This window comes from Bacillus sp. FSL R7-0672, assembly GCF_038601465.1.
GTDB lineage: Bacteria > Bacillota > Bacilli > Bacillales > Bacillaceae > Bacillus > Bacillus pumilus.
Genome location: NZ_CP152010.1, coordinates 634,181 through 659,744 on the forward strand (window position 1 = coordinate 634,181; position 25,564 = coordinate 659,744).

The 25,564-nt window shown below is 43.8% G+C and carries 23 protein-coding genes and 2 riboswitches; of the genes, 21 read left to right on the top strand and 2 right to left on the bottom strand.

What is annotated here, in order from left to right:
• Positions 1-49 precede the first annotated feature (49 nt).
• Positions 50-595: an RNA polymerase sigma factor gene (locus MKY18_RS03160; RefSeq protein WP_265208817.1), complete on the top strand. Its 546-nt coding sequence runs from the start codon at positions 50-52 to the stop codon at positions 593-595.
• Entirely contained in the window at positions 564-2,009 is a 1,446-nt protein-coding gene (locus MKY18_RS03165) for a DUF4179 domain-containing protein (RefSeq protein WP_065099142.1), read from the top strand. Before MKY18_RS03160 ends, MKY18_RS03165 begins: the two co-directional genes overlap by 32 nt.
• Positions 2,010-2,028: 19 nt before the next feature.
• Here MKY18_RS03165 and MKY18_RS03170 read toward each other — a convergent pair whose 3' ends face one another.
• Positions 2,029-3,216 (bottom strand): MFS transporter, encoded by a 1,188-nt coding sequence (locus MKY18_RS03170; RefSeq protein ID WP_065099143.1) that lies wholly within the window; start codon positions 3,214-3,216, stop codon positions 2,029-2,031.
• A gap of 101 nt (positions 3,217-3,317) precedes the next feature.
• Here MKY18_RS03170 and MKY18_RS03175 point away from each other — a divergent pair, with 101 nt between their 5' ends.
• From MKY18_RS03175 to ablB, 18 genes are all read left to right on the top strand, one after another.
• Positions 3,318-4,214 (top strand): LysR family transcriptional regulator, encoded by an 897-nt coding sequence (locus tag MKY18_RS03175; protein ID WP_342497723.1) that lies wholly within the window; start codon positions 3,318-3,320, stop codon positions 4,212-4,214.
• 115 nt (positions 4,215-4,329) lie between these two features.
• Positions 4,330-4,431: riboswitch (purine riboswitch) on the top strand.
• 144 nt (positions 4,432-4,575) lie between these two features.
• Positions 4,576-5,901, top strand: a complete 1,326-nt coding sequence (locus tag MKY18_RS03180; protein ID WP_185107473.1) for an NCS2 family permease — start codon at positions 4,576-4,578, stop codon at positions 5,899-5,901.
• Between the two features lie 364 nt (positions 5,902-6,265).
• On the top strand, positions 6,266-7,066 hold the full coding sequence (locus MKY18_RS03185) for a hypothetical protein (RefSeq protein WP_342488142.1): 801 nt from the start codon (positions 6,266-6,268) through the stop codon (positions 7,064-7,066).
• A 206-nt stretch (positions 7,067-7,272) separates the two neighbouring features.
• Entirely contained in the window at positions 7,273-7,827 is a 555-nt protein-coding gene (locus tag MKY18_RS03190; protein ID WP_003214176.1) for a DUF2179 domain-containing protein, read from the top strand.
• Positions 7,824-8,024, top strand: coding sequence for an NETI motif-containing protein (locus tag MKY18_RS03195; protein WP_044141514.1), 201 nt, complete (start codon positions 7,824-7,826; stop codon positions 8,022-8,024). Before MKY18_RS03190 ends, MKY18_RS03195 begins: the two co-directional genes overlap by 4 nt.
• A gap of 79 nt (positions 8,025-8,103) precedes the next feature.
• Positions 8,104-8,205: riboswitch (purine riboswitch) on the top strand.
• A gap of 169 nt (positions 8,206-8,374) precedes the next feature.
• Entirely contained in the window at positions 8,375-8,863 is a 489-nt protein-coding gene (purE, locus tag MKY18_RS03200) for a 5-(carboxyamino)imidazole ribonucleotide mutase (protein ID WP_268507778.1), read from the top strand.
• Entirely contained in the window at positions 8,856-9,998 is a 1,143-nt protein-coding gene (gene purK / locus MKY18_RS03205; RefSeq protein WP_126741184.1) for a 5-(carboxyamino)imidazole ribonucleotide synthase, read from the top strand. Before purE ends, purK begins: the two co-directional genes overlap by 8 nt.
• Positions 9,995-11,290, top strand: a complete 1,296-nt coding sequence (gene purB, locus MKY18_RS03210; RefSeq protein ID WP_044141516.1) for an adenylosuccinate lyase — start codon at positions 9,995-9,997, stop codon at positions 11,288-11,290. Before purK ends, purB begins: the two co-directional genes overlap by 4 nt.
• A gap of 72 nt (positions 11,291-11,362) precedes the next feature.
• Positions 11,363-12,085, top strand: coding sequence for a phosphoribosylaminoimidazolesuccinocarboxamide synthase (gene purC, locus MKY18_RS03215; protein WP_044141517.1), 723 nt, complete (start codon positions 11,363-11,365; stop codon positions 12,083-12,085).
• Positions 12,078-12,332, top strand: a complete 255-nt coding sequence (gene purS, locus MKY18_RS03220; RefSeq protein ID WP_003214349.1) for a phosphoribosylformylglycinamidine synthase subunit PurS — start codon at positions 12,078-12,080, stop codon at positions 12,330-12,332. Before purC ends, purS begins: the two co-directional genes overlap by 8 nt.
• Positions 12,329-13,012 (top strand): phosphoribosylformylglycinamidine synthase subunit PurQ, encoded by a 684-nt coding sequence (gene purQ, locus MKY18_RS03225; protein WP_044141518.1) that lies wholly within the window; start codon positions 12,329-12,331, stop codon positions 13,010-13,012. Before purS ends, purQ begins: the two co-directional genes overlap by 4 nt.
• Positions 12,996-15,227: a phosphoribosylformylglycinamidine synthase subunit PurL gene (gene purL, locus MKY18_RS03230; RefSeq protein WP_342497724.1), complete on the top strand. Its 2,232-nt coding sequence runs from the start codon at positions 12,996-12,998 to the stop codon at positions 15,225-15,227. Before purQ ends, purL begins: the two co-directional genes overlap by 17 nt.
• Entirely contained in the window at positions 15,203-16,633 is a 1,431-nt protein-coding gene (purF, locus tag MKY18_RS03235; protein WP_012009144.1) for an amidophosphoribosyltransferase, read from the top strand. Before purL ends, purF begins: the two co-directional genes overlap by 25 nt.
• 95 nt (positions 16,634-16,728) lie before the next feature.
• A complete protein-coding gene (gene purM / locus MKY18_RS03240) occupies positions 16,729-17,769 on the top strand; it encodes a phosphoribosylformylglycinamidine cyclo-ligase (RefSeq protein WP_065099149.1) in 1,041 nt (346 codons plus the stop codon).
• Positions 17,766-18,335: a phosphoribosylglycinamide formyltransferase gene (gene purN, locus MKY18_RS03245; RefSeq protein WP_044141522.1), complete on the top strand. Its 570-nt coding sequence runs from the start codon at positions 17,766-17,768 to the stop codon at positions 18,333-18,335. The genes purM and purN overlap by 4 nt, the downstream gene beginning before the upstream one ends.
• 15 nt (positions 18,336-18,350) lie before the next feature.
• Positions 18,351-19,889 carry a bifunctional phosphoribosylaminoimidazolecarboxamide formyltransferase/IMP cyclohydrolase gene (gene purH, locus MKY18_RS03250; RefSeq protein ID WP_342497725.1) on the top strand — a complete coding sequence of 513 codons (1,539 nt, stop codon included), beginning with the start codon at positions 18,351-18,353 and terminating at the stop codon, positions 19,887-19,889.
• Positions 19,890-19,901: 12 nt separating this feature from the next.
• Positions 19,902-21,176, top strand: coding sequence for a phosphoribosylamine--glycine ligase (gene purD, locus MKY18_RS03255; protein WP_342497726.1), 1,275 nt, complete (start codon positions 19,902-19,904; stop codon positions 21,174-21,176).
• Positions 21,177-21,499: 323 nt separating this feature from the next.
• The gene (gene ablB, locus MKY18_RS03260) at positions 21,500-22,345 is read left to right on the top strand and encodes a putative beta-lysine N-acetyltransferase (RefSeq protein ID WP_342497727.1); all 846 of its coding nucleotides are present in this window, start codon (positions 21,500-21,502) and stop codon (positions 22,343-22,345) included.
• Here the strand turns inward: ablB and MKY18_RS03265 are convergent.
• A complete protein-coding gene (locus MKY18_RS03265) occupies positions 22,340-23,998 on the bottom strand; it encodes a PucR family transcriptional regulator ligand-binding domain-containing protein (protein ID WP_342497728.1) in 1,659 nt (552 codons plus the stop codon). The genes ablB and MKY18_RS03265 overlap by 6 nt on opposite strands.
• A 190-nt stretch (positions 23,999-24,188) precedes the next feature.
• On the opposite strand from MKY18_RS03265, the gene MKY18_RS03270 reads away from it, so the two are divergent.
• Entirely contained in the window at positions 24,189-25,553 is a 1,365-nt protein-coding gene (locus tag MKY18_RS03270; protein ID WP_065099155.1) for an aspartate aminotransferase family protein, read from the top strand.
• Positions 25,554-25,564: the final 11 nt, after the last annotated feature.

The window sequence follows — 25,564 nt, forward strand, 5'->3', positions numbered from 1 at the left end:
AACCGTTTGAGAGAAAGCTTGCTCTAACAGGTGTAGGAGGTTGAGTGAGATGAAGCAAGTGCGTCTAATTAAAAAAGCACAAAAAGGGAATGTCCCGGCATTTGAGAAATTAATGCTGATGTATCAGGAGCGTTTATATAAAACGGCTTTTCTCTACACAAGAAATAAAGAGGATTCGTTAGATGCTGTTCAGGAGACGGTATTTAAAGCGTTTAAGCATCTATCTGGCTTAAAAGAACCAGCTTATTTTTCTAGCTGGCTGACGCGGATTTTGATTCATACGATTTTTGCAATGAAGAAAAAGCAGCAAGATGTTGTGCCGTTTGAACAGCAGCACGAAAGCGTTGAGCGGAATGATTTTTTGGAAGACAAATTAGATTTAAAACATGCTCTTGATGTGTTAGATGAGCAATACCAGATTGTGATTCAGCTATTTTATTTTCAAGATTATTCGATTTCGATGATTTCTCAGCAGATGGGTATGCCTGAAGGAACGGTCAAAACTCATTTGTATCGCGCAAGAAAGTTATTAAAGCAAACGTTGGAAGAGGAGGAGAGTGTCGATGGAACGAAAACAAATGAAAAAGCTTTATGATGAGATTGAAGTACCAATTGTGGAAGTAACCTCTGCGGTTCGCCAAGCAATAGGAGATGTGAAAGCGGAAAAGAAAAGACGTTGGTTCACATGGAATTGGAGAACGCCAATATACTCTGTCATCATACTAATCGTTCTTTATTTTTCATCAGGCTTCCTTTTCCCTTCTCTTAATACAGCGATGGCACGTGTCCCGATTATTGGACAGTTTTATATGATGTTTCACGATAAAGTAGGAATGTCTCTTTTTCAGAGTGATTTGGTAAAGCATGTCAATGAGGGGGCTGAATCAAGAGGGGTTACTGTGAAAGTAAACAGTGTGTACTATGATGCCGGGCGGCTTGTTTATACGTTTACTGTGGAGAATTTCCATACAAAAGAAGATTTTGTATCGTTCAGAGTGAATCCAGAAAAAATCGATGGAAACTTTCAACTGAATTTTGATAAAACAGAGTTAAAAAAATTAAAAGATGGCCGCTATGTTGGGCAGACGGAAGTCTATACAAATGGACAAACGATCAAACAAGGTCAACAAGTCCCGCTTGTTATTTCGAAGATTGGGGATATTGTAGGAAATTGGCGCTTCAAGTTACCTGTGGTCAAGCAAAAAACCACTTTATTAGCGGGACAAAAAGACGTGTCTATTTTAAATGGACGTTATCAAATAAGAAACGTAAAGGTAGAAAATGGAGTGAATGGCTCTGCTATTCAATATGCCATTGATTACAATGGTTTTGCCAAAGATGATAAAGTCAGTATAGATGGAATGAAGGATAATTTAGGGAATGAGTATGAGCTTGAGATTGGAACCGTTTTAAGAAAAAAACAACTGACTTCTGACAAAACTAGAAAAGATCATTTGACGATTTTGAATCAACCGATTAATCCAAAGGCGACTGAATTGACATTTTACACGGATGTGAGAAACGAACGAGAATACAGCCACATTATTCCTCTTCAGACAAAGCTGCCTGTTCAGTTCAAAACAAAGCATCATGGCATCGGAATCAAAATCAATAAGATAGAGCAAAAAGACCGATCTGTGATGGTTGATTATCAATTTACTGGAGTAGATCAAAAAGAATTAGATCAGGATGTGATGGAGAATATAGGTGAATTCATTGGATTAGGCGATGTTGAAAAGATGAAATCATGGCCCGATCCACAAGCAGACTATGAAAGCGGATATTACTTGAAGGGGAACCATGCGAAGATGACGAATTTAAAGACAGCTTCCATGCAATCCACCTTTGAATTTGATGATAAGAATTTAGAGACTTTATCATTAAACCATTTTTCTTTTAAAGAATATGGGCTTTACCTTGATTTGTCAGAACTGAATATGTTGGCACCACAGAAAGCGATAACGGTAACCATTCCAGTCAAAAAAGAAACATCAAAGGCTAGTCAATAAAATAAGAGAGCGAACATGGTTATCCATGTTCGCTTTTTGTCTGCTTTTGGACCAGTCGATTACGATGGAACGAGTATCGAATCAACATGAACGCAACAAAACTGGCTAAACCGCCAATCCAGCTTAAGTTCGTGACATTTGTATATTGTATAATCACACCGCCCATTGACGATCCGAGCATCATGCCGATATTCATAATCGCTGTATTAAAGCTCAGTACGGTTTCTGATGCATGGGGTTTTAGAGAGATGAGGTAAAACTGCTTCGCTGGCGTTGTTGTCCATGTTGCGATGCCCCATATGGCTAATGTGATCAAGATGCTAATTGTGGAAAATTGTGTAAAAAATAGGGTGAATAGAGCGAGCATCTGGATCATGATGCTGATCGAGATGGTTCGGTTTGGTCCCCATTGATCAACGGCGAAGCCGCCAAATCGTGAGCCTATAAAAGCAGCGATTCCTAAAATGAGTAAGGCGATACTTGTCATTTCAAGAGAGAGGCCAGCGGTCTGTCGTAATAAAGGTGAGATATAAGTGAACACCATTGTGTAGCCTAAGATCCAAAAGACGGTCGTGGCTAAGCCGCTGATCACCCTGCTATCTTGAAGGAGATGTAATTGCTGCTTCAATGGCAGATGTGAATGTCCCTCCATGCGTGGCAGTAATTGATAAAGCAGTAGTAAAAGACAAGCAGTACCTAGTGCAATGATGAGAAAAATGTAGTGCCAATCCACATGACCTGATAGAAATGTGCCAATAGGGACACCAAGTACGAGTGAAACGGTAAAACCAGTAATGACCGTCGCCATTGCACTTCCCTTTTTTTCTGGAGGGGCGATCTGCGCTGCATAATTCGTGGCGACGACAATATATAAGCCGCCACTCATGGCCGTGATGACTCGGGATAGCAGGAGTAGCATAAAGTGATGGCTAAGAAAGGCGACCACATTGCCTAAAATAAACACAAAAATAGCCGATAACAGAACCTTTTTTCGGTTCAATTTCGATGTTGCCATCACTAAAAAGAGAGCACCTACTGCATAAAAGAGAGAGTAAACGGTGATAAGCTGCCCGGCAGCAGGAATGGAGATATTTAAATCAACAGAAATCATATCTAGAATGCCTGACACGACGAATTCTGAAGTGCCTGTGACGAATGAACCGACAGCTAAAAGAATAATCAATAACTGATGTGATGTGTTTTTCATTTTTGAACCCTTCCTTCAATTTGATACGTTGTATTTAGTTTAAATTCCGTGCTAACATAAGTAAAATTGATGTTTTTCATGAAGGAGATGAGTGAATACTCATGAGCTTTGTTCGCTTTGATATTATTGCAAAAGTGGTCGAGCTTGGCAGCTTTACCGCAGCAGCTGAAGCATTAAATATGACGCAGTCCGCGGTCAGTCATGCGGTGGCGAGTTTAGAAACGGAGTGGGATGTGTCCTTATTCATTCGTGATCGAAAAAAGGGCATCATGCTGACAGACATCGGTCAAACGCTTCTCCCGCATATTAGAGAAGTGTTAAATAGGGTGGAGAAGATCCAGCAGGAGATTGCGTTAACGAAAAATATCGAAACGGGCTTGATTCGTATCGGTACATTTGCCAGTGCATCTGCTTGTTTATTACCTAAGCTGCTTGTGAGCTATCAGAAAAAGCATCCGAAAATCGAATTTAAATTTTATGAGGGGACGTATGAAGAAATATTGGAGTGGCTGGACTCTGGCATCATTGATGTTGGATTTGTTGTGAAAGGCTATGCGGATGAAGCCTTTGACTTGTTGCCGCTGATCAAAGATGAGATGGTGGTCGCCTATCATCCAAATCATCGATTTCACCGGCAGTCCATTGTAGACATCACAGGTTTGGCGGATGAACCATTTATTATGCCGACTGGCATGTATCAATCACATGTAGAGGATATATTTTCTGATGCTCAATTGAAGCCAGCTACTTTATTTGAAGTACACGATTGTACGACCATTGCTCGTATGGTCGGAGAAGGACTTGGTGTCACGATAGGTCCTGAGCTGTTTTTAAAAACGCAGCAGCTTGTGCACATTCGAAAGTTGAATGTCTCTCATCACCGTGAGGTTGCACTTGCCTGTCCGTCTCTCTCCCAAGCTTCTCCGGCAGTGAAAGAGTTTTTCCATGTAGCCGCAGCAGTTTTTGCAAAAGAGAAGGATTTGGAGAAGGATGTATAAAGAACTAGATGTGATTTTCCAAATTCGTGTAATAAGACGAATGAAGCGGACATTTCTTTGAAAAATGTTCGCTTTTCGTATTGTGTTTTAAAAATGAAGTTGGTACAATAGACACAGAAATCAAATAGATAGAAGTCGTATAATAGCGGGGATATGGCCCGCAAGTTTCTACCAAGCTACCGTAAATAGCTTGACTACGTCAATTCACACTCGTTTGATATAAATCATGCATTGTTCTTGTTTTATGTCACCGTCTGAATTCACATATGTAGTCAAGCGTCCCAAAACTGTTGGGACGTTTTTTATTTGACTTGTGAATGGGGCAGACTAAAGCAAAAGGACATGAAGGGAGTCAGTTGGCTTGAAACAGTTTTTTCAGTTTGATGAGTTAGGAACGAATTACCGCAGAGAAATCATCGGTGGTTTAACCACATTTTTGTCGATGGCTTACATTCTGTTTGTCAATCCGATCACACTTGCTTTAGTAGCAGTACCGGATTTTCCAGATAAATTACGAATTGATCAGGGTGCTGTCTTTACAGCGACGGCGTTAGCCTCTGCCGCAGGGTGTATTCTGATGGGGCTAATTGCCAGGTATCCGATTGCGATTGCACCAGGTATGGGCTTGAATGCCTTTTTCGCCTTCTCGGTTGTTCTTGGCATGGGCATCACATGGGAAGCAGCACTTTCTGGTGTATTTGTTTCAGGATTGATTTTCGTTGCCCTTTCTTTAACAGGTTTCCGTGAAAAAATCATCAATGCCATTCCGGCTGAGCTGAAACTGGCGGTTGGTGCAGGTATTGGCCTATTCATTACGTTTGTCGGTCTGCAAGGCTCTGGCATTATTGCCAATAATGATAATACGCTCGTTTCGATTGGAAACATTCATAGTGGTCCTGTCTTATTAACGGTGTTTGGTATCGTGGTGACTGTCATTTTAATGGTTCTGCGAGTAAATGCAGGTGTCTTCATTGGGATGCTTGTGACAGCTATTGCAGGAATGATTGTTGGTCTTATCCCAGTTCCGACGCAAATTGTGGGAAGTATTCCAAGCTTATCTCCAACCTTTGGACAAGCCTTGATTCACTTGCCAGACATTTTCTCGATTCAAATGCTTGTCGTGATTTTAACGTTTTTATTCGTTGGGTTCTTTGATACAGCAGGAACGCTTGTGGCTGTTGCAACCCAAGCTGGTTTAATGAAAAATAATGAGCTGCCGCGTGCAGGAAGAGCACTTCTAGCGGATTCATCTTCAATCGTTGTAGGTTCTGTCCTTGGAACATCGACAACAACATCTTATGTTGAATCTAGCTCAGGTGTTGCGGCTGGTGCTCGTTCTGGTTTTGCAGCTGTCGTGACAGGTATTTTCTTCTTGCTTGCGATGTTCTTCTCGCCGCTTTTATCCATCGTTACATCGAATGTGACAGCACCTGCTTTGATTATTGTGGGTGCACTGATGGTCGCTCCGCTTGCGAAGATTGCATGGGATCGTTTTGAAATTGCCGTACCAGCGTTCTTAACGATGATTATGATGCCACTCACATACAGTATTGCAACAGGGATTGCGGTTGGCTTTATTTTCTACCCGATTACGATGATCTTTAAAGGGAAAGCCAAAGAAGTACATCCGATTATGTACGGATTGTTTGTGATCTTTATTCTCTACTTTGCTTTCTTAAATCATTAATTGTTGACAAAGGGTTAAAATGATCTTTATTTTAGCCCTTTGTTTTCTTTCAGCGTGATAAAAAACCTTTGAAGTCTAGGGGCGCGGAGTGAATTTGATATTCGTGAGCACCAGCGCGCAGGACTGACAAAGAATGCGAGGGTTTGTCGACACGCTGAAACAGCAGCTCATGGAAGCTGCTGTTTTTTTGTTTTGTCTTATTTTCTTGGCATTTTAAAACCTCTGCTGCCTTTTATCCGTCTATTCGTATGAACGTCAAGGAATCTTGACTGAACAGAGAGACTCCGCTACTTTAAGAGGAGTCATCCGAATAGGTCATTCGTATGAGCCTATAAGGATTGTGCTGGATAGGAGTTGATATGAGATGTTAGAAAAGGATCAAGAGCAAAGTACATCAGACTTAAAAAATGAAGAGCCATCAATAGATCAAGAAACGAGGCAATCCCGCCTTAGCAGAAGCGCCGCAAAACGTGGAAGAACGTCGAAAGTAAAAGCAGCAGCGGATGATGAGCGTTCTGCCATTCAGCGTATGCTACAAGGTGTAGGAGGCGCGTTTAAGCGCTATGGCTCATATGGACTTGCGATGTTAAAATCACCGAGTCGGTCCATTAATCAAGCGGAAACATTACGCATGAAGTACGCCTGGATCTCGATTGTGTTATTCAGCGTGTTTTTTGCTTTAGGCAACTATGTTCAATTAAAGGCGTCAAAGACTCGTTTATTAGGCTTTGGCATTCATTACTCTTTTGGTGACGCCTTTTTGAGGGTAGCGGTCTTTACACTCATTCTGCTCACATTGATGATGCTGACCGTCTGGTTACTCGGTAAGTACATGCTAAAAGGAAACATATCACTGAAAGAAGTGATCATGAAGTTTGGTGCCGCACTTGTACCGGTTTTGGTTTTATCCATCCTTTGGCTTGTATTTGCCATGCTGAATATTCCATATGTGACGGTCATTTTATCTGTGATGATGTTTTTTGGTCTCCAGTTGATTGCGGTCGTACTGTTTCGCTCGATTCAATCGGAGCATGAAGCGGTGCGCGGTGATTTGATGTATGCCGGCTGGATCTTTTTATTGGTGGAGCTTGTCATCATTGCACTGCTCTGGGGCATTGTCGGAGAGTATTTGATTCCATCACTTGTGCCTGTTCGATTTGGATAATACACACACTGAAAACCTCCTTTTTTGAAAAAGGAGGTTTTCATGTTGAGAAGAGGAAAAAACGGGTAAACTCTTGGTAACAAAGACCACCTTTCTTGTCGAAAGATATATGTGTTTTTCTCGCGCAAATTTGATTGTATCAAGGTATGTTCTCTAGTAGAATATGGGGTGCTTTATTTGATTTTTTAGTGCAGGGGGTTCGAATCGTGCTTCAACAACTTTTATCCAATGCGTTCACCATGGTTTTGATCATTTTAGTCATTAATATTGTCTATGTCTCTTTTTCCACCATGCGTTTGATTTTAACAATGAAAGGAAGACGGTACGCAGCTGCATTTGCTGGTACGATTGAAATGCTTATTTATGTGATTGGATTAAGTATCGTACTTGATAACTTAGATCAAATCCAAAATGTCATTGCGTATGCGCTAGGTTATGGGATGGGGATCATTGTCGGGATGAAAATTGAAGAGAAGCTGGCACTTGGCTACACAACTGTTAACGTGATCACAAAAGAATTAGATGTCGATCTCCCAAGACAATTGAGAGAAAAAGGATATGGTGTCACCACCTGGGCAGCAGGCGGTCTTGAAGGAGACCGGTCAGCAATGCAAATTTTAACACCGAGAAAATATGAATTGCAATTATATGAAACGATTAAAACGCTTGATTCAAAGGCGTTTATCATTTCTTATGAGCCCAAATCAATTCACGGCGGCTTCTGGGTGAAGGCTGTGAAGAAAAGGAGAATTAAAGAATGACCGCAAAACCAAAGAAGAAAAAATTCTATGTGGAAGACAACATGTCGATCGATCAAGTGTTGTCCCAGATGGCAGCGGAAGGCTACTCGCCTGTCCGACGAATGGAGGAGCCGGTTTTTCAAGAAAAGAAGGAAAATGGGTCGATTCAGATCATTCCGGTTGGGAAAAAAATCGTATTCGAAGGAAAAATAGTCTAAATCCGAACATTAAAACGACGACTTCATAGATTGTTCGATAAATCCGTTGACATCATGAACATCCGTTGTTAAGATAAACATGAATTCAAAACACGAACCTCATATAATCTTGGGAATATGGCCCATAAGTTTCTACCCAGTTACCGTAAATGACTGGACTATGCAGGATAGTGAACAAAACTGACATGGCGTTTCAAAAGCGAACAGCGCTTACCATGGCCCGGTTTGTGTTGCTTCCTAACAATGCAATGCAAATCGGGCTTTTTTGTTCGGCGTTTGACAAGCTGCTTAGGTTTGGGAAGCGTGTCAAACGATACAAAATCGAATATCAGCTTAAAGGTGGGGACAAAATGAAGCCGCTTGTAGGTGTCATCATGGGAAGTACATCTGATTGGAAAACAATGAAACATGCGTGCGATATCTTAGAGGAATTAGACATTCCGTATGAAAAACAGGTAGTATCCGCACACCGGACACCTGACTTGATGTTTGAATATGCGACAGAAGCAAGAGGTAAAGGACTAAAAGTCATCATTGCCGGTGCTGGAGGCGCAGCACATTTACCGGGGATGGTCGCAGCGAAAACGACACTGCCGGTCATTGGTGTGCCCGTACAATCAAAAGCACTAAATGGACTGGATTCCTTATTATCCATCGTTCAAATGCCAGGCGGTGTACCAGTTGCGACAGTGGCGATTGGCAAAGCCGGTGCAACAAATGCAGGGCTTCTAGCTGCACAAATGATTTCAGCATTTGATGAAACAATCGCTGCTCGCCTTGAAGAAAGAAGAGAGCAAACAAAACAGACTGTACTAGAAAGCAGTGATCAGCTTGGCTAAGCAGACCATTTTTCCAAACGCAACCATCGGTATTATCGGCGGAGGACAGCTTGGCAGATATATGGCCGTCAGCGCAAAGCAAATGGGGTACCGGGCAGCTGTCTTAGACCCAGTCGCACAATCTCCTTGTGGACAGGTTGCTGATACAGAAATCACAGCTGCATATAGTGACCTGGATGGAATCAGACAGCTCGCAGAAATCAGCGATGTCGTGACATATGAATTTGAAAATATTGATTATGATGCACTTAATCAATTGAAGGAAGAAGCCAATTTACCGCAAGGAAGTGAACTTCTTCTTTTAACTCAAAATCGTGAAACGGAGAAAAAAGGGATTGTAGATGCAGGCTGTGAAGTCGCGCCTTATCGTATCATTCATGATGAAAAAGAGCTGGAAGACGCAGTAACCGTAGTTGGTTTGCCAGCCGTTCTGAAAACATGCAGAGGCGGCTACGATGGAAAAGGACAGTATGTGATCAAGGAAATAGGACAGCTTCATGAAGCAACTGCATTGCTCACACATGGAACTTGTGTTTTAGAAAGCTGGGTCCCATTTCAAATGGAGCTCTCGGTCATCGTCACTCGTTCTATTCATGGGGAGATTGCGGTATTCCCTGTCGCTGAGAACATTCATAAGCACAACATTTTGTTCCAAAGCATTGTGCCTGCAAGAGTTGATGAAAGCATTCAGGAAAAGGCAAAAGTGCTGGCAACGACACTGGCTGAAAAGCTGGGGCTAGTGGGTACACTTGCTGTAGAACTGTTCCTGACAAACGAAGGAGAACTGCTCGTCAATGAACTGGCGCCTCGCCCGCATAATTCTGGTCATTATACGCTCGATTTATGTGAGACGAGTCAGTTTGAACAGCACGTTCGCGCGATATGCGGTTTGCCGCTTGGCGGTACAGCCCTTTTATCAGAGGGCATGATGGTGAACTTATTAGGCGATGAAGTAGACATCCCAAAAGAGCATCCAGAGCTTCTCAAAGAAGCGAAGCTTTATCTATATGGAAAGCATGAAGTAAAAGCCGGCCGCAAAATGGGGCATATGACATTTATGAAACAGCTTGATGATGAATGGATGACAAACATCACAAAGATATGGACTGAAAGAGATGGAGGAAACGGGAAATGATCGAACGTTACGCACGACCAGAAATGTCAGCAATCTGGACAGAGGAAAACAAATTTAATGCATGGCTTGAAGTAGAAATTCTCGCTTGTGAAGCTTGGGCAGAGCTCGGCGTTATTCCAAAAGAAGACGTTGTGACCATGCGCAAGAATGCAAGCTTTGATATTGATCGTATTCTAGAGATTGAACAAGACACGCGCCATGACGTGGTTGCCTTTACGCGTGCTGTATCTGAATCTCTAGGAGAAGAAAGAAAGTGGGTTCATTACGGGTTAACCTCTACAGACGTAGTGGATACGGCGCTTTCATATCTATTAAAACAGGCGAACGATATCTTGCTCAAGGACATTGAGAGATTTGTTGACATCCTAAAAGAAAAAGCAAAAGAGCACAAATATACCGTCATGATGGGCCGTACACACGGTGTACACGCTGAACCGACAACATTTGGCCTGAAGCTTGGTCTTTGGTACGAAGAAATGAAGCGTAACCTAGAACGTTTTAAACAAGCAAAAGCTGGCATTGAATTCGGCAAAATTTCTGGAGCTGTTGGCACATATGCGAACATCGACCCGTTTGTTGAGCAATATGTATGTGAGAAGCTTGGCATCAAAGCTGCACCAATCTCAACCCAAACCTTGCAGCGTGATCGTCATGCCGATTACATGGCAACTCTTGCACTCGTCGCAACAAGCATTGAGAAATTTGCTGTTGAAATTCGTGGACTTCAAAAGAGTGAAACACGTGAAGTAGAAGAGTTCTTTGCAAAAGGACAAAAAGGATCATCAGCAATGCCGCATAAACGCAACCCAATCGGCTCTGAAAATATGACGGGAATTGCCCGCGTCATCCGTGGATATATGCTGACAGCTTATGAAAATGTACCACTTTGGCATGAGCGTGATATTTCTCATTCGTCTGCTGAACGCATCATTTTACCAGATGCAACGATTGCACTGAACTACATGCTAAACCGTTTCTCAAACATTGTGAAAAACTTGACGGTCTTCCCTGAGAACATGAAACGCAACATGGACCGCACACTTGGCTTGATTTACTCACAGCGCGTTCTTCTTGCATTAATCGATACAGGCATGGCACGTGAAGAGGCATATGATACGGTTCAGCCGAAGGCAATGGAAGCGTGGGAAAAGCAAGTGCATTTCCGTTCATTAGTAGAAGCGGAAGAAAAAATCACATCACGCTTAACACCTGAACAAATCGCTGACTGCTTCGATTACAACTATCACTTGAAAAATGTCGATATGATTTTCGAACGTCTAGGTCTTGCGTAAGAAATGGGTCGCCTGCTCGTCAGGTGCCCAATCCTGAAAATTGCCAACATTCAAATTAGGAGGCCAACCTGAATGACTGTGAAACAAGAACTTCTCTACGAAGGCAAAGCGAAAAAAATCTATCAGACCGATGACGAGCATATTCTATATGTCGAATATAAAGACTCAGCGACAGCATTTAACGGCGAAAAGAAAGCTGAAATCGAAGGCAAGGGCAGACTGAATAACGAAATTTCAAGCTTAATCTTTCAAATGCTGCATGAGAAAGGGATCAACAATCACTTTGTGAAACGCCTTTCTGAAACAAAGCAGCTCATTCAAAAGGTGCAGATTGTGCCGCTTGAAGTCGTTGTACGAAATGTGGTGGCAGGCAGTATGTCAAAGCGCCTTGGCATTCCAGAGGGAACAAAACTGGATACACCATTGATCGAGTTTTACTACAAAGATGATGCACTCGGCGATCCGCTCATTACAGAAGATCATATTCGCATTTTAGATGCAGCGACACCAGAGCAGGTCGAGGAAATGAAGCAGATCACAAGACAAGTAAATGAAGAGTTAAAGCAAATCTTCTCAGACTGCCATGTGAATTTAATTGATTTCAAACTTGAATTCGGAATAGATCACGAGAATCGTATTTTGCTAGCTGATGAGATTTCACCTGATACGTGCAGGCTTTGGGACAAAGATACAAACGAAAAGCTTGATAAAGACGTGTTCAGACGAAACCTGGGCGGCTTAACAAATGCATACGAAGAAATTTTCAAAAGACTTGGAGGCCATAAACATGTATAAAGTGAAAATTTTTGTCAGCTTAAAAGAGAGCGTTCTTGATCCACAAGGAAGTGCCGTGCAGCACGCCTTGCACAGCATGTCTTATCAGGAAGTAAAGGATGTCCGTATCGGGAAATACATGGAGCTTGTCATTGAAAAATCAGATCGTGATTTAGACACAGTCGTCAAAGAAATGTGTGAAAAATTACTGGCCAATACGGTGATTGAAGATTACCGCTATGAGGTGGAGGAGGTTGTCGCACAGTGAAGTTTGCAGTGATCGTCTTGCCTGGCTCTAACTGTGATATCGATATGTACCATGCGATTCAAGATGAGTTAGGTGAACAAGTTGAATATGTATGGCACGACGAAACGAGTCTAGACCGATTTGACGGTGTACTCGTACCAGGCGGTTTCTCTTATGGGGATTACTTAAGATGTGGTGCGATTGCTCGCTTTTCAAACATTATGCCGGCGGTGAAAAAAGCAGCTGCGGAAGGAAAACCTGTTCTCGGTGTTTGTAACGGGTTCCAAATTCTTCAGGAGCTTGGCATTCTTCCGGGTGCGATGAGACGAAATAAAGACTTGAAATTTATCTGTCGTCCAGTTGAACTCATTGTAGAGAACAACGAAACGCAATTTACAAGCGGCTATCAAAAAGGCGAATCCATTTCGGTTCCTGTAGCGCACGGTGAAGGCAACTTCTACTGTGATGAAGACACTTTAGCAAAGCTTATTGAAAATAACCAAATCGCTTTCACTTACGGAGACGATATTAACGGCAGTGTCAATCGAATTGCAGGTATTACGAATGAAGAGGGCAATGTACTCGGCATGATGCCGCACCCTGAGCGCGCGGTGGATACATTACTAGGCAGCGCAGACGGACTTAAATTGTTTCAATCTATCGTGAAAAATTGGAGGGACACTCATGTCACTACTGCTTGAACCAAGTCACAAGCAAATTAAAGAAGAGAAATTGTATCAGCAAATGGGATTGAGTGATGAAGAATTCGCTTTAATCGAATCCATTATTGGCAGGCTGCCAAACTACACAGAAACGGGTATTTTTTCTGTCATGTGGTCAGAGCATTGCAGTTATAAAAACTCAAAGCCTGTTTTAAGCAAATTCCCGACAAAAGGAGAGCATGTTCTTCAAGGTCCTGGGGAAGGCGCTGGAATCGTTGATATTGGAGACAACCAAGCGGTTGTATTTAAAATCGAATCACATAACCATCCATCTGCGATTGAACCGTATCAAGGAGCGGCAACAGGTGTCGGCGGAATTATCCGTGATGTATTCTCCATGGGTGCGCGTCCAATTGCTGTACTAAACTCTCTTCGTTTTGGTGAACTGACTTCACCGCGCGTGAAGTACTTGTTTGAAGAAGTAGTGGCAGGGATCGCAGGCTATGGAAACTGTATCGGAATTCCTACAGTCGGCGGAGAAGTTCATTTTGATCAAAGCTATGAAGGCAATCCGCTTGTGAATGCGATGTGTGTTGGGTTAATCAACCATGAGGACATCAAAAAAGGGCAGGCAAAAGGTGTCGGCAACACGGTGATGTACGTTGGTGCTAAAACGGGACGTGACGGTATTCACGGTGCAACATTTGCGTCTGAAGAATTTTCCGATGAATCAGAAGAAAAACGTTCAGCGGTTCAAGTCGGCGATCCATTCATGGAAAAACTGCTGCTTGAAGCGTGCCTTGAAGTCATCAAAAACGATGCGCTCGTTGGGATTCAAGATATGGGTGCGGCTGGCTTAACAAGCTCAAGTGCGGAAATGGCGAGTAAAGCAGGTTCTGGTATTGAGATGAATCTAGACCTCATTCCGCAGCGTGAAACAGGCATGTCCGCATACGAAATGATGCTGTCTGAATCGCAAGAGAGAATGCTTCTGGTCATTGAAAAAGGCCGTGAGCAAGAAATCATTGATATTTTCGAAAAATACGATCTTGAAGCAGTATCAGTCGGTCATGTGACAGACGATAAAATGCTTCGTTTACTCCATCAAGGCGAAATGGTTTGTGAGCTTCCTGTTGACGCTCTTGCAGAAGAAGCACCGGTTTATCATAAGCCGTCAAGTGAGCCTGCATACTATCGTGAGTTCTTAGAAACGAAAGTGGAAGCTCCAGCGATCACAGATGCGGCTCAGACATTAAAGCAGCTCCTTCAGCAGCCAACGATTGCAAGTAAAGAATGGGTCTATGATCAGTATGACTACATGGTTCGGACAAATACCGTCGTTGCACCGGGCTCTGATGCGGGCGTACTAAGAATCCGCGGAACGAAAAAAGCCCTAGCGATGACAACAGATTGTAACGCACGCTATCTCTACCTTGATCCAGAGGTCGGCGGGAAAATCGCCGTCGCAGAAGCAGCACGTAACATTGTCTGCTCAGGCGCTCGTCCACTTGCAGTGACAGATAACCTAAACTTCGGTAACCCGGAGAAACCAGAAATTTTCTGGCAAATTGAAAAATCTGCTGACGGGATTAGCGAAGCATGCCGCACGCTAAGCACACCAGTTATCGGTGGGAACGTCTCTTTATATAATGAATCAAATGGAACAGCGATTTATCCAACACCAGTCATTGGGATGGTTGGTTTGGTTGAAGATACTGCTCATATTACGACGCAATCGTTCCAGCAGGCTGGCGATTTGATTTTCGTCATTGGTGAGACGAAGGAAGAATTTGCAGGCAGTGAGCTTCAAAAGATGACAGAAGGCCGTATTTACGGAAAAGCACCAGAAATTGATTTGAACGTAGAGCTTTCGCGTCAAGAAGCTCTGCTAGCCGCGATTCAAAATGGTCTCGTTCAATCAGCACACGATGTGTCTGAAGGCGGACTTGGTGTAGCACTTGCTGAAAGTACATTTGGAACTGACGGGCTTGGTGCAGATATCCAAATCGATTTAAACAGTGAAGCTTCATTATTCAGTGAAACACAGTCACGTTTTGTCGTCACAGTTAAACCGGAGCACCGCGAAGCGTTTGCTGCGGCGGTCAAAGATGCGAAAGAAGTCGGAACGGTTACAAATGATGGTGTATTTACTGTCAAAAATCAAGAAGGACAACAATGGATTCATGCAGCGGTCAACGAGCTTGAACGTGCATGGAAAGGAGCGATCCCATGCTTGCTGAAATCAGAGGCTTAAATGAAGAGTGTGGTGTCTTTGGGGTTTGGGGACACGAAGAAGCCCCGCAAATCACATATTACGGATTGCATAGCCTTCAGCACCGAGGACAAGAAGGTGCGGGAATCATTGCAACAGATGGTGAGAACCTGACGTCACACAAAGGCCTTGGACTGATTACGGAAGTCTTTCAAAACGGTGAGCTAAAGGATTTGAAAGGAAAAGGTGCGATCGGACATGTTCGGTATGCGACAGCAGGTGGAGGCGGCTTTGAAAATGTGCAGCCCCTCTTCTTCCGTTCGCAAAACAATGGCAGCCTTGCCCTTGCTCATAATGGGAACTTAGTGAATGCAACGCAGTTAAAGCAGCAGCTAGAGAACCAAGGGAGTATTTTTCAGACCTCTTCTGATACCGAAGTGCTGGCTCATTTAATTAAGCGCAGCGGGCATATGGAATTAAAGGAGCAGATCAAAAATGCACTGTCCATGCTTAAGGGAGCATATGCTTTCTTAATCATGACGGAAACAGAAATGATCGTGGCGCTTGATCCGAACGGCTTACGCCCGCTTTCACTTGGTATGCTTGGGGATGCTTATGTTGTCGCTTCTGAAACATGTGCATTTGATGTCGTCGGTGCCACGTATTTACGTGATGTGGAACCTGGCGAAATGCTGATCATTAATGACGAAGGCCTCAAATCTGAGCGCTTCTCGATGAACATTAACCGCAGCATGTGCAGCATGGAATACATTTATTTCTCAAGACCTGACAGCAATATCAACGGCATCAATGTGCATAGTGCGAGAAAGAGTCTTGGCAAAAAGCTTGCTGAGGAAGCGCATGTCGAAGCAGATGTTGTGACAGGTGTACCAGATTCCAGTATTTCTGCAGCGATTGGATATGCCGAAGCAACAGGTATTCCGTATGAGCTCGGTTTGATTAAAAACCGTTATGTTGGCCGGACGTTTATCCAGCCGTCTCAAGCATTGCGTGAGCAGGGCGTACGGATGAAGCTGTCTGCTGTACGCGGTGTAGTCGAAGGAAAGCGTGTCGTGATGGTGGATGATTCCATCGTACGCGGGACAACGAGCCGCAGAATTGTCACGATGCTAAGAGAAGCGGGTGCGACGGAAGTCCATGTACGCATTAGTTCACCGCCAATCGCACACCCATGTTTTTATGGAATTGATACATCCACACACGAAGAGCTGATTGCTTCTTCTCATTCAGTGGAAGAAATTAGACAGGAAATCGGTGCAGACTCCATTGCATTTTTATCTGTAGACGGTTTAATGGACGGGATTGGCAGGAAGTATGATGATCCGCAACGCGGTCAGTGTTTAGCATGCTTTACTGGGAAATACCCGACTGAAATATATGAAGATACAGTTCTTCCGCATGTGAAGGAAACAGTCCTGACGAAATAATCGAATAAAGGAGCAGCAGTCAAGATGAGTTGATATGCTGCTCTTTCATTCTGCCGAAAATACATGGAAAGCAGCAGCTAAAAGGAGTGAATGGGATGTCAGAAGCATATAAAAACGCCGGTGTCGACATCGAAGCAGGGTACGAAGCCGTCAAACGAATGAAAACACACGTAGAACGTACAAAACGAGCAGGTGTCATGGGCGCTCTAGGTGGATTTGGCGGTATGTTTGATCTATCTGAGCTGCCATACAAAAAGCCCGTTCTTGTTTCAGGAACAGATGGTGTCGGAACGAAATTAAAGCTTGCCTTTTTAATGGATAAACACGATACGATCGGCGTCGATGCCGTGGCCATGTGTGTCAACGATGTGCTTGCACAAGGGGCAGAACCGCTCTTTTTCTTAGATTACTTAGCCGTTGGAAAAGCAGATCCGGTAAAAATTGAATCCATTGTCAAAGGTGTGGCTGACGGATGTGAGCAGTCTGGTTCAGCACTTGTCGGCGGTGAGACAGCCGAAATGCCAGGTCTTTACACAGAAGAAGAATATGATATTGCTGGTTTTTCGGTAGGTGTCGTTGAAAAGGACGAAATCGTGACAGGAGACAGCATCAAAGAGGGACATTTGCTCATTGGACTCAGCTCAAGTGGAATTCATAGCAATGGATACTCTCTCGTTCGTAAAGTCTTGCTGGAAGACGCTGGTCTTGACCTGCATCAAACGTATGAACCTTTTACAAGACCGCTCGGTGAAGAGCTTCTTGAACCGACAAAAATTTATGTGAAGCCCGTACTCAAACAAGTAAAAGCCGGCAAAGTAGATGGGATGGCACATGTGACAGGCGGCGGTTTTATTGAGAATTTACCACGTATGCTGCCTGAAGGTCTTGGCGTTGAGATTGATAACGGCTCATGGCCAGTACCACCCATTTTCTCCTTTATCCAAGAAAAGGGTCAGTTGAAGGCAGAAGAGATGTTCAACGTGTTTAATATGGGCATTGGCTTTGTCCTAGCTGTAAAAGAGGACGATCTTGTGGATGTGATTAGTGAGCTTGAACAAGATGGAGAAAAAGCCTTTCTCATCGGACGTGTTCAAAAAGGAGAAGGTGTCACATTCGGCGGTGGAAGCCTCTCATGAAGAAGTTTGCGATCTTCGCCTCTGGAAGCGGGACGAACTTTCAAGCCATTATTGATACGTTAAAAGAAGAAAAGTGGCAGGCAGAGGCCGCCATTGTGATTTGTGATAAACCGGGTGCAAAGGTGCTGGAGCGTGCTGAGAAAGAGGGCATTCCCTCCTTTGCTTTTACCCCGAAGGCTTTTCCGAATAAAGCCGCTTTTGAACAAACGATCATCGAACAACTGAGGCTTCATGAAGTAGAATGGGTTTTCCTTGCGGGGTATATGAGACTGATCGGTCCGACATTACTTGAAGCATACAAAGGGAAAATCGTGAATATCCACCCATCCTTGCTGCCAGCATTCCCAGGTCTTGATGCCATCGGACAAGCCTATCAAGCAGGCGTCAAAGTGGCAGGCATCACCGTCCATTTTGTCGATGAAGGGATGGATACAGGTCCGATTATTGACCAAGCCGCGATTTATATTGAACAAGGCGAAGAGCTTGAATCGATTGAAAAAAGAATGCATGAACTAGAACACACACTATATCCAAAAGTGATCAAATCACTTTTAGAATTATCTTAATGAGGTGACGAAGGCATGACGATCAAACGCGCATTAATCAGTGTTTCTGATAAAACAAATCTTGTACCTTTTGTGAAAGAATTAACAGAACTTGGTGTTGAAGTCATTTCAACTGGAGGTACTCATAAGCTTCTTCAAGAGAATGGCATTGATGTCATTGGGATTTCTGAAGTCACTGGATTCCCTGAAATCATGGACGGACGACTCAAAACGCTTCACCCGAACATTCATGGTGGATTATTGGCAGTGAGAGAAAACGATGAGCATATGGCACAGATTGAAAAGCATGGCATTCAGCCGATTGATCTTGTTGTCGTGAATCTCTATCCATTCAAAGAGACGATCTCAAAAGACGATGTAACGTATGAAGAAGCAATTGAAAACATTGATATTGGCGGACCGGGAATGCTTCGTGCGGCATCGAAAAACCACCAAGACGTCACAGTGATTGTCGATCCTCGTGATTATGATACAGTCGTTCAGCAAATCAAAGAAGGCGGCGTGTCACTTGAGAAAAAACGTGAGTTTGCGGCGAAGGTATTCCGTCATACAGCTGCTTACGATGCCCTCATTGCAGATTATTTAACGAACTTTGTTGGCGAAACAGAGCCAGAGCAGTTCACCGTCACGTTTGAGAAAAAACAATCCCTTCGTTATGGAGAAAACCCGCACCAAGCGGCGACTTTCTATGAAAATGCTCTACCAAGCAAAGGCTCTTTAGCTACTGCAACGCAATTACACGGAAAAGAGCTTTCCTACAACAACATCAAAGATGCAGATGCAGCTCTTCAAATCGTACGTGAATTTACGGAGCCAGCGGCTGTGGCTGTAAAACATATGAACCCATGCGGCGTTGGTACTGGAGAAACGATTGCAGAAGCCTTTGACCGTGCATTCAAAGCAGATGAAACGTCTATTTTTGGCGGCATTGTGGCACTTAACCGTGAAGTAGACAAGCAAACGGCCGAGGTGCTCCATACGATTTTCTTAGAAATCGTCATCGCTCCATCGTTTAGCCAAGAAGCACTAGACGTGTTAACAGCGAAAAAGAACCTTCGTCTCTTAACACTAGATGTCGAAGCTGATCTCGAAAAGAAAGAAAAGCAGCTAACTAGTGTACATGGTGGACTACTCGTTCAGGATATCGATACCTACGGCTTAGACGAAGCAACGATCTCCATTCCGACGAAAAGAGAACCAACAGAAGACGAATGGAAAGATTTAAAGCTTGCATGGAAAGTCGTCAAGCATGTGAAATCAAATGCGATTGTCCTTGCGAAGGATCAAATGACAGCAGGTATCGGTGCTGGTCAAATGAACCGTGTCGGCTCAGCAAACATTGCAATTGAGCAAGCAGGCGAAAAGGCGAAAGGAAGCGCTCTAGGCTCTGATGCGTTCTTCCCAATGGGCGATACAGTGGAAGCTGCTGCGAAGGCAGGCGTTACAGCGATCATCCAGCCAGGTGGTTCCATTCGTGATGAAGAATCAATTCAAAAAGCAGATGAATACGGCATCGCCATGGTCTTCACTGGCGTTAGACATTTCAAACATTAAGGGGATGACAGTGTGAACGTATTAATTATCGGCAGAGGCGGAAGAGAGCATACCATCGCATGGAAAGTGAACCAAAGTGAACTTGTCAGCCAAGTATTTGTCGCACCCGGCAATGATGGAATGACAGATGCTGCGAAACTTGTCCCAATCGACGAAGGTGATCATGAGGCGTTAATTCGTTTTGCAAAAGACAATAAAATCGGCTTAACGATTGTCGGTCCAGAGGTTCCTTTAATTGCAGGTGTCGTCGATGCATTTGAAGAGGCAGGTCTAAAGGTATTTGGACCAAATGCAAAAGCTGCGGTTATTGAAGGCTCAAAAGAATTTGCAAAAGACTTAATGAAAAACTACGATATCCCTACCGCCGCTTATGCCACTTTTACATCGTTTGAAGAAGCGAAAGCATATGTGGAAGAAAAGGGTGCGCCGATTGTCATTAAAGCAGATGGTCTCGCAGCAGGAAAAGGCGTGACCGTTGCGATGACACTTGAAGAGGCGATCGACTGTCTGCACGACTTTTTAGAGGATGAAAAGTTTGGCGATGCAAGTGCTTCTGTCGTCATCGAGGAATTTTTAACAGGCGAGGAATTTTCACTGATGGCCTTTGTTAATGGAGAAAAGGTGTACCCAATGGTGATCGCGCAAGATCACAAACGGGCATTTGAAGATGACAAAGGACCGAATACCGGCGGAATGGGCGCTTATTCACCAGTTCCGCAATTTTCAGATGAAGTCGTCCAAAAAGCGGTGGAAGATGTCGTCAAACCGGCGGCTCGCGCAATGGTGCAGGAAGAGCGTCCGTTTACAGGCATTTTATATGCAGGCTTAATGCTGACACCAGAAGGCTCAAAGGTCATTGAATTCAATGCACGCTTTGGCGATCCCGAAACGCAGGTTGTTCTCCCTCGTCTTGAATCAGATCTAGTTCAAGTCTTCCTCGACATTCTGGACGGAAAAGATGTGGACTTGCGGTGGAAAGACACTGCGGCTGTCAGTGTGGTTCTTGCTTCAGAAGGATACCCGGAGGACTACGCAAAAGGCACACCGATCGGTGCTTTGCAAACAACTGTTTCTGATGTCGTGACCTTCCACGCAGGAACAAAAAAAGAAAACGATCAATTCGTCACAAATGGCGGCCGTGTAGCAAATGTGACGGCATTTGACGACACATTTGAAGCGGCAAGATCAAGAGTGTATGAAGCGGTTGAAGAAATCATTCAGCCAGGTCTATTTTATCGCCGTGACATTGGTGCCCGTGCGCTGAAGGCTGCGGGGAAATCCGTTTAATCAAAACACCTTTCTATCTGATGAGATGGAAAGGTGTTTTTTGTTCATGAGAAGGGATGCCGATTGAAAATGAAGAAGTAGTATGGGATCACGCATAGAATTAGGGAGGAAACATGGAAATCAAAGCATTTATTATCTTTGCAATCGTCATACTTATGTTATTTCTAATAACTATAAATAACATCATGTTGATTGCCAGTAAGCAAAATAAATTGAAAAAAAGCTTAGCCATTAGCTATATGATCATTTCGATTTTTTCTGGCATCGCTATTTCTGCATTTTTAATTTGGAAGTTTTTCATTAGCTAAGAGAGGAATGAGTGTATGGTACAATTGAAGAAACTTGCAAACGAGCGTTTTTCTGCCTTGATCTGTATTGATTCATTTAATGAGCGAATCCGATTAGATGATTATAGCGGGAGGGTACAGGATGTCATTCAATCCGTTCTTCAGGAAGCGGCGGCCTGTAAGGCTTCTAAGGTCATTGTGAAAGTAAGACGTGAGCATGTGCCGCTTTTTTTAGAAAAAGGCTTTCGGCTTGAAGGGGTGTTTTCTCATTATTTTCTGGGAAGTGATGCGTACGGCATGTCGCTTTTTCTGACCGAAGATCGGATGAACAGCCCCTATTGGCTGAAGGAAGATGAAATGGTTGCGTCTATTCAAGAGAAGCAAGTGAAAAAAGATCAAATCGCATGGCAGGATGAGTATGTGATGAGGAAAGCCGATCTGAAGGATGTGCACAAGCTGGCAAAGCTCTATGATACGGTCTTTGAAACGTATCCTACGCCAATGAACGAGCCAGATTATATTCAAAAGGTAATGGAGGAAGGGACAATTTTTTATGTTGTTGAACATGACGGACACATTGTGAGTGCAGCATCCGCTGAAATCAATGCGCCGTATGGTCATGCAGAATTAACAGACTGTGCGACCCTTCCTTCATATAGAAAACTAGGATTCATGCATCATTTGATTCTAGCACTTGAAAAGGAACTCCAGTCGATGCATATCTATGTCTTTTATTCACTTGCCCGTGCACTGTCCTATGGAATGAATCAAGTGTTTTATCAGCTTGGTTATACATATACCGGGCGCTTCCAAAACAACTGCTATATTTTTGACAAAATTGAAGATATGAATCTATGGGTCAAAACGCCAAATGAATCATGAAATGGTTCTCATCTGATCAAGCAAACCAGAAAGGCGATAAGCCATGATACTGAGCTGCAGCTTCATCCGATCATCAGTGGATTTGAGGCTGCAGCCTGTTCTCGTTTCAATTTGTTTCAGCCGGTAGCTTAATGTATGTCTATGAATAAACAATTCTCCCGCAGATTTTTGAATATTTTCATTGTGCGCCAAATACACTTCGAGTGTATGAATCAGGTCAGCCCCTTGTTTTTTCGTATATAGCAAAGGACTTAACAGCTCCACGTAAAAATCATGCAAATTCATACCCGCTTCATTCATTTCAAGAAGCATCCCATATAAGCCGAGCTTTTGATAATGAATGATGCTGTCGTCTGTCTTTAAAAGCGGAAGAAGCCTTGCTGCATACTGCGCTTCCTTCGCGCTTTTAGAAAATAGACTGATCTGGTCATAGGCTCTCCCAATACCAATGACAATCGGATGGACGGGGAAAAAATAAGACCAAGTGCTCCGGCATTCCTCTGCTGCGCGATACCATTCCGCTTCTTGAAACGCTTTTTTTCCTGCGGGTGTTAGGACAAAAATGGAATCGAGTCTCGTCTTTAGTAAAAAAGGAATATGTCTGCGTTCAAAGATCGACGTGAGTAATTGAGAGAGGCGCTGCATCATTTGGTGATCGAGCTGTGTGTGCTGATGCTGGAATTGAAAGTAGATCACCACCTGCTCCTCGCTCATATCATATTGCAGTTTTGTTGCTTGTTCGACCACGTAGCTTTCTTCTGTATATTGCTGCTGCAAAATATCATCTAACAAATGTCCCTGCATTTGGTTTTCTGTATCTTGAATGGCTTTTTGCTTCAGCCATTCAATCGCATACACTGCCCCGGCATGCTCGATCGCAATCGCGTCGAGATGATGCCACGTATCCTTTTTCTTTAAAGACACAATAAACCCGAAAATATCACCCATCGCAATCACCGGACATGCGGCGAGGACAAATGCTCCGCACGTGTCATAGACGAGCCGCCCTTTTTCCTCTGCCTGCTTGAGAAGGGGCATGGTTTCAATTGGTTCATGATCTGTCAGAAAGCCAAAAACAGGAGAGTACGTCACTTCATCTTTTATGAGATGAGCCGCTGTTTGATGTAAAAAGACATCAAGAACGACAATGTTCGCTGCAGTGAGATGTGCCAGTTCCTCTGTAATTTGCGTCACATTTTTATTCCTTACATTTAATTGGGTCAGTCTTTGATGAATCGCGGATGAATATTTAAGCTGATGAAGCTGGCTACTCACGATTTGTTCTAACACGGCTTTTGTAATATCTGAGAAATTGATGTGTGGCGGAATCTCGATGAGCGGAATGCCGCTATTTTTCGCCGCTTGAATGAGTGATGTTGGAATGTCGCTTAAGTACACACCTTTATAAATGGCGATAGCTGATAGCCTTTGAGATTGAATCAATTCCTCAAGCCGTATGCGTCTTTCCTTATTTTCTGCAAGCCCAAATCCGGTTGTGACGAGTAATTCCCCTTCGGAAAGCCTCGACGTGTCCTCGATGATTTCCACGATGGTCACCCACTGAATGAGGCGATCCAGTCCATTTTCTCCAGCAAGCAGCTTTGTTCCCTTCATGATATCGAGCGAGAGTGCATCTTTGACGAGAATCGCCATAGACTCATGACCTCCTTTTGAACACTCTTATACACGATGTATAAAAAATGCGTCTGAAATTCGGGCATGTGGCGAATGGAGGATGACTGCCCTCTTGATTAAGCTAATCTTATAACAAGTATACAAAATTTTCTTGCGATTCATGAAAAAGAAAGAGGCAGCTGCTGACGAGAGAGGGAGGAATGGCAAAGTGGAGACCCGGGATTACTTAATCAAACCGATGTTGAATCAGCATTATCCTGTGGCTGTGAAAGGAGAGGGAATTTATTTATATGATCGGGACGGAAAAAAATATATAGATGGCTCATCGGGGGCTGTCACGGCAAGTATTGGACATAGCATACGTGAAATCATTGATGCCATGACCGAGCAAGCGGAAAAAGTGAGCTTTACGTACAGATCACAATTCACAAATGAACCAGCAGAAGAACTTGCCTATGAATTGAGTACGCTTTGTCCAGGTAACCTGAACTGGTCTTTTTTTGTCGGAAGCGGATCAGAGGCAACGGAAACGGCTATGAAAATTGCTATTCAGCATTGGCAGGAGCAGGGAAAGGCTGAGAAGAATCACATTATTTCTCGATGGATGAGTTATCACGGCATCACCCTCGGTGCGCTGTCGATGTCCGGACATATTGCAAGGAGAGAGCGCTTTGAACCATTGCTCGAAAAGAACCCAGTGCTGTCTCCGCCGTACAGCTATCGTTCATGGCTGCCAAAGGAAGAGGGCAAGCAGGTTGAATGGTATGTCCAGGAATTTAAAACCGTCATTCAGCGTATAGGAAAAGAGAGGATTGCCGCTTTTATTGCAGAGCCGATTGTCGGAGCATCGGGAGCGGCTCTAGTGCCGCCAGACGGATATTTTGAAGCAATGAAGCGTGTCTGTGAGGAAAACGATATTTTAATGATTGCAGACGAAGTCATGACAGGCTTTGGACGAACTGGGAAAATGTTTGCGATGGAGCATTGGGGCGTCGTACCAGATATTATGGTTCTCGGCAAAGGGATGAGTGCTGGCTATTCACCGATTGCGGCAGCCGTCTCAGCGGATCATGTCATCGCGCCAATTCTGAGCGGTTCCGGATCTGTGATGGCAGGTCATACCTATAGCGGCAATCCGCTTTCAGCAGCCGTCTCACTGGCTGTCATTCGATATATGAAAAAACATCAGCTTCCTGACCGAGCGGATCTGTCTGGCCGCTATTTAATGAATGCTTTAAAGGATATGCAAACAAACCATTTCATCATAGGAGATGTGAGAGGAAAGGGACTGCTCATTGGCATTGAGTTTGTCGCAGACCGCTTATCAAAAACACCATTTCCTGCACATGCACAGATGACCAATCTAGTCGTTGAGACGGCAAAGCAAAATGGCTTGCTCGTATACCCAGCAAGCGCCGGCGAGGATGGATTGGGAGGTGCAGCGGTCATGATCGCACCGCCGCTTTCTATCACGCAGCAGGAGATGGATGAACTCATTCAATTATTTGAGCAGACAATCACGCAGGTCGAACAAGAAGTCATCAACCGAGGGTTTTTCCCATCTGCGATGTAGGGAGGAAAGAT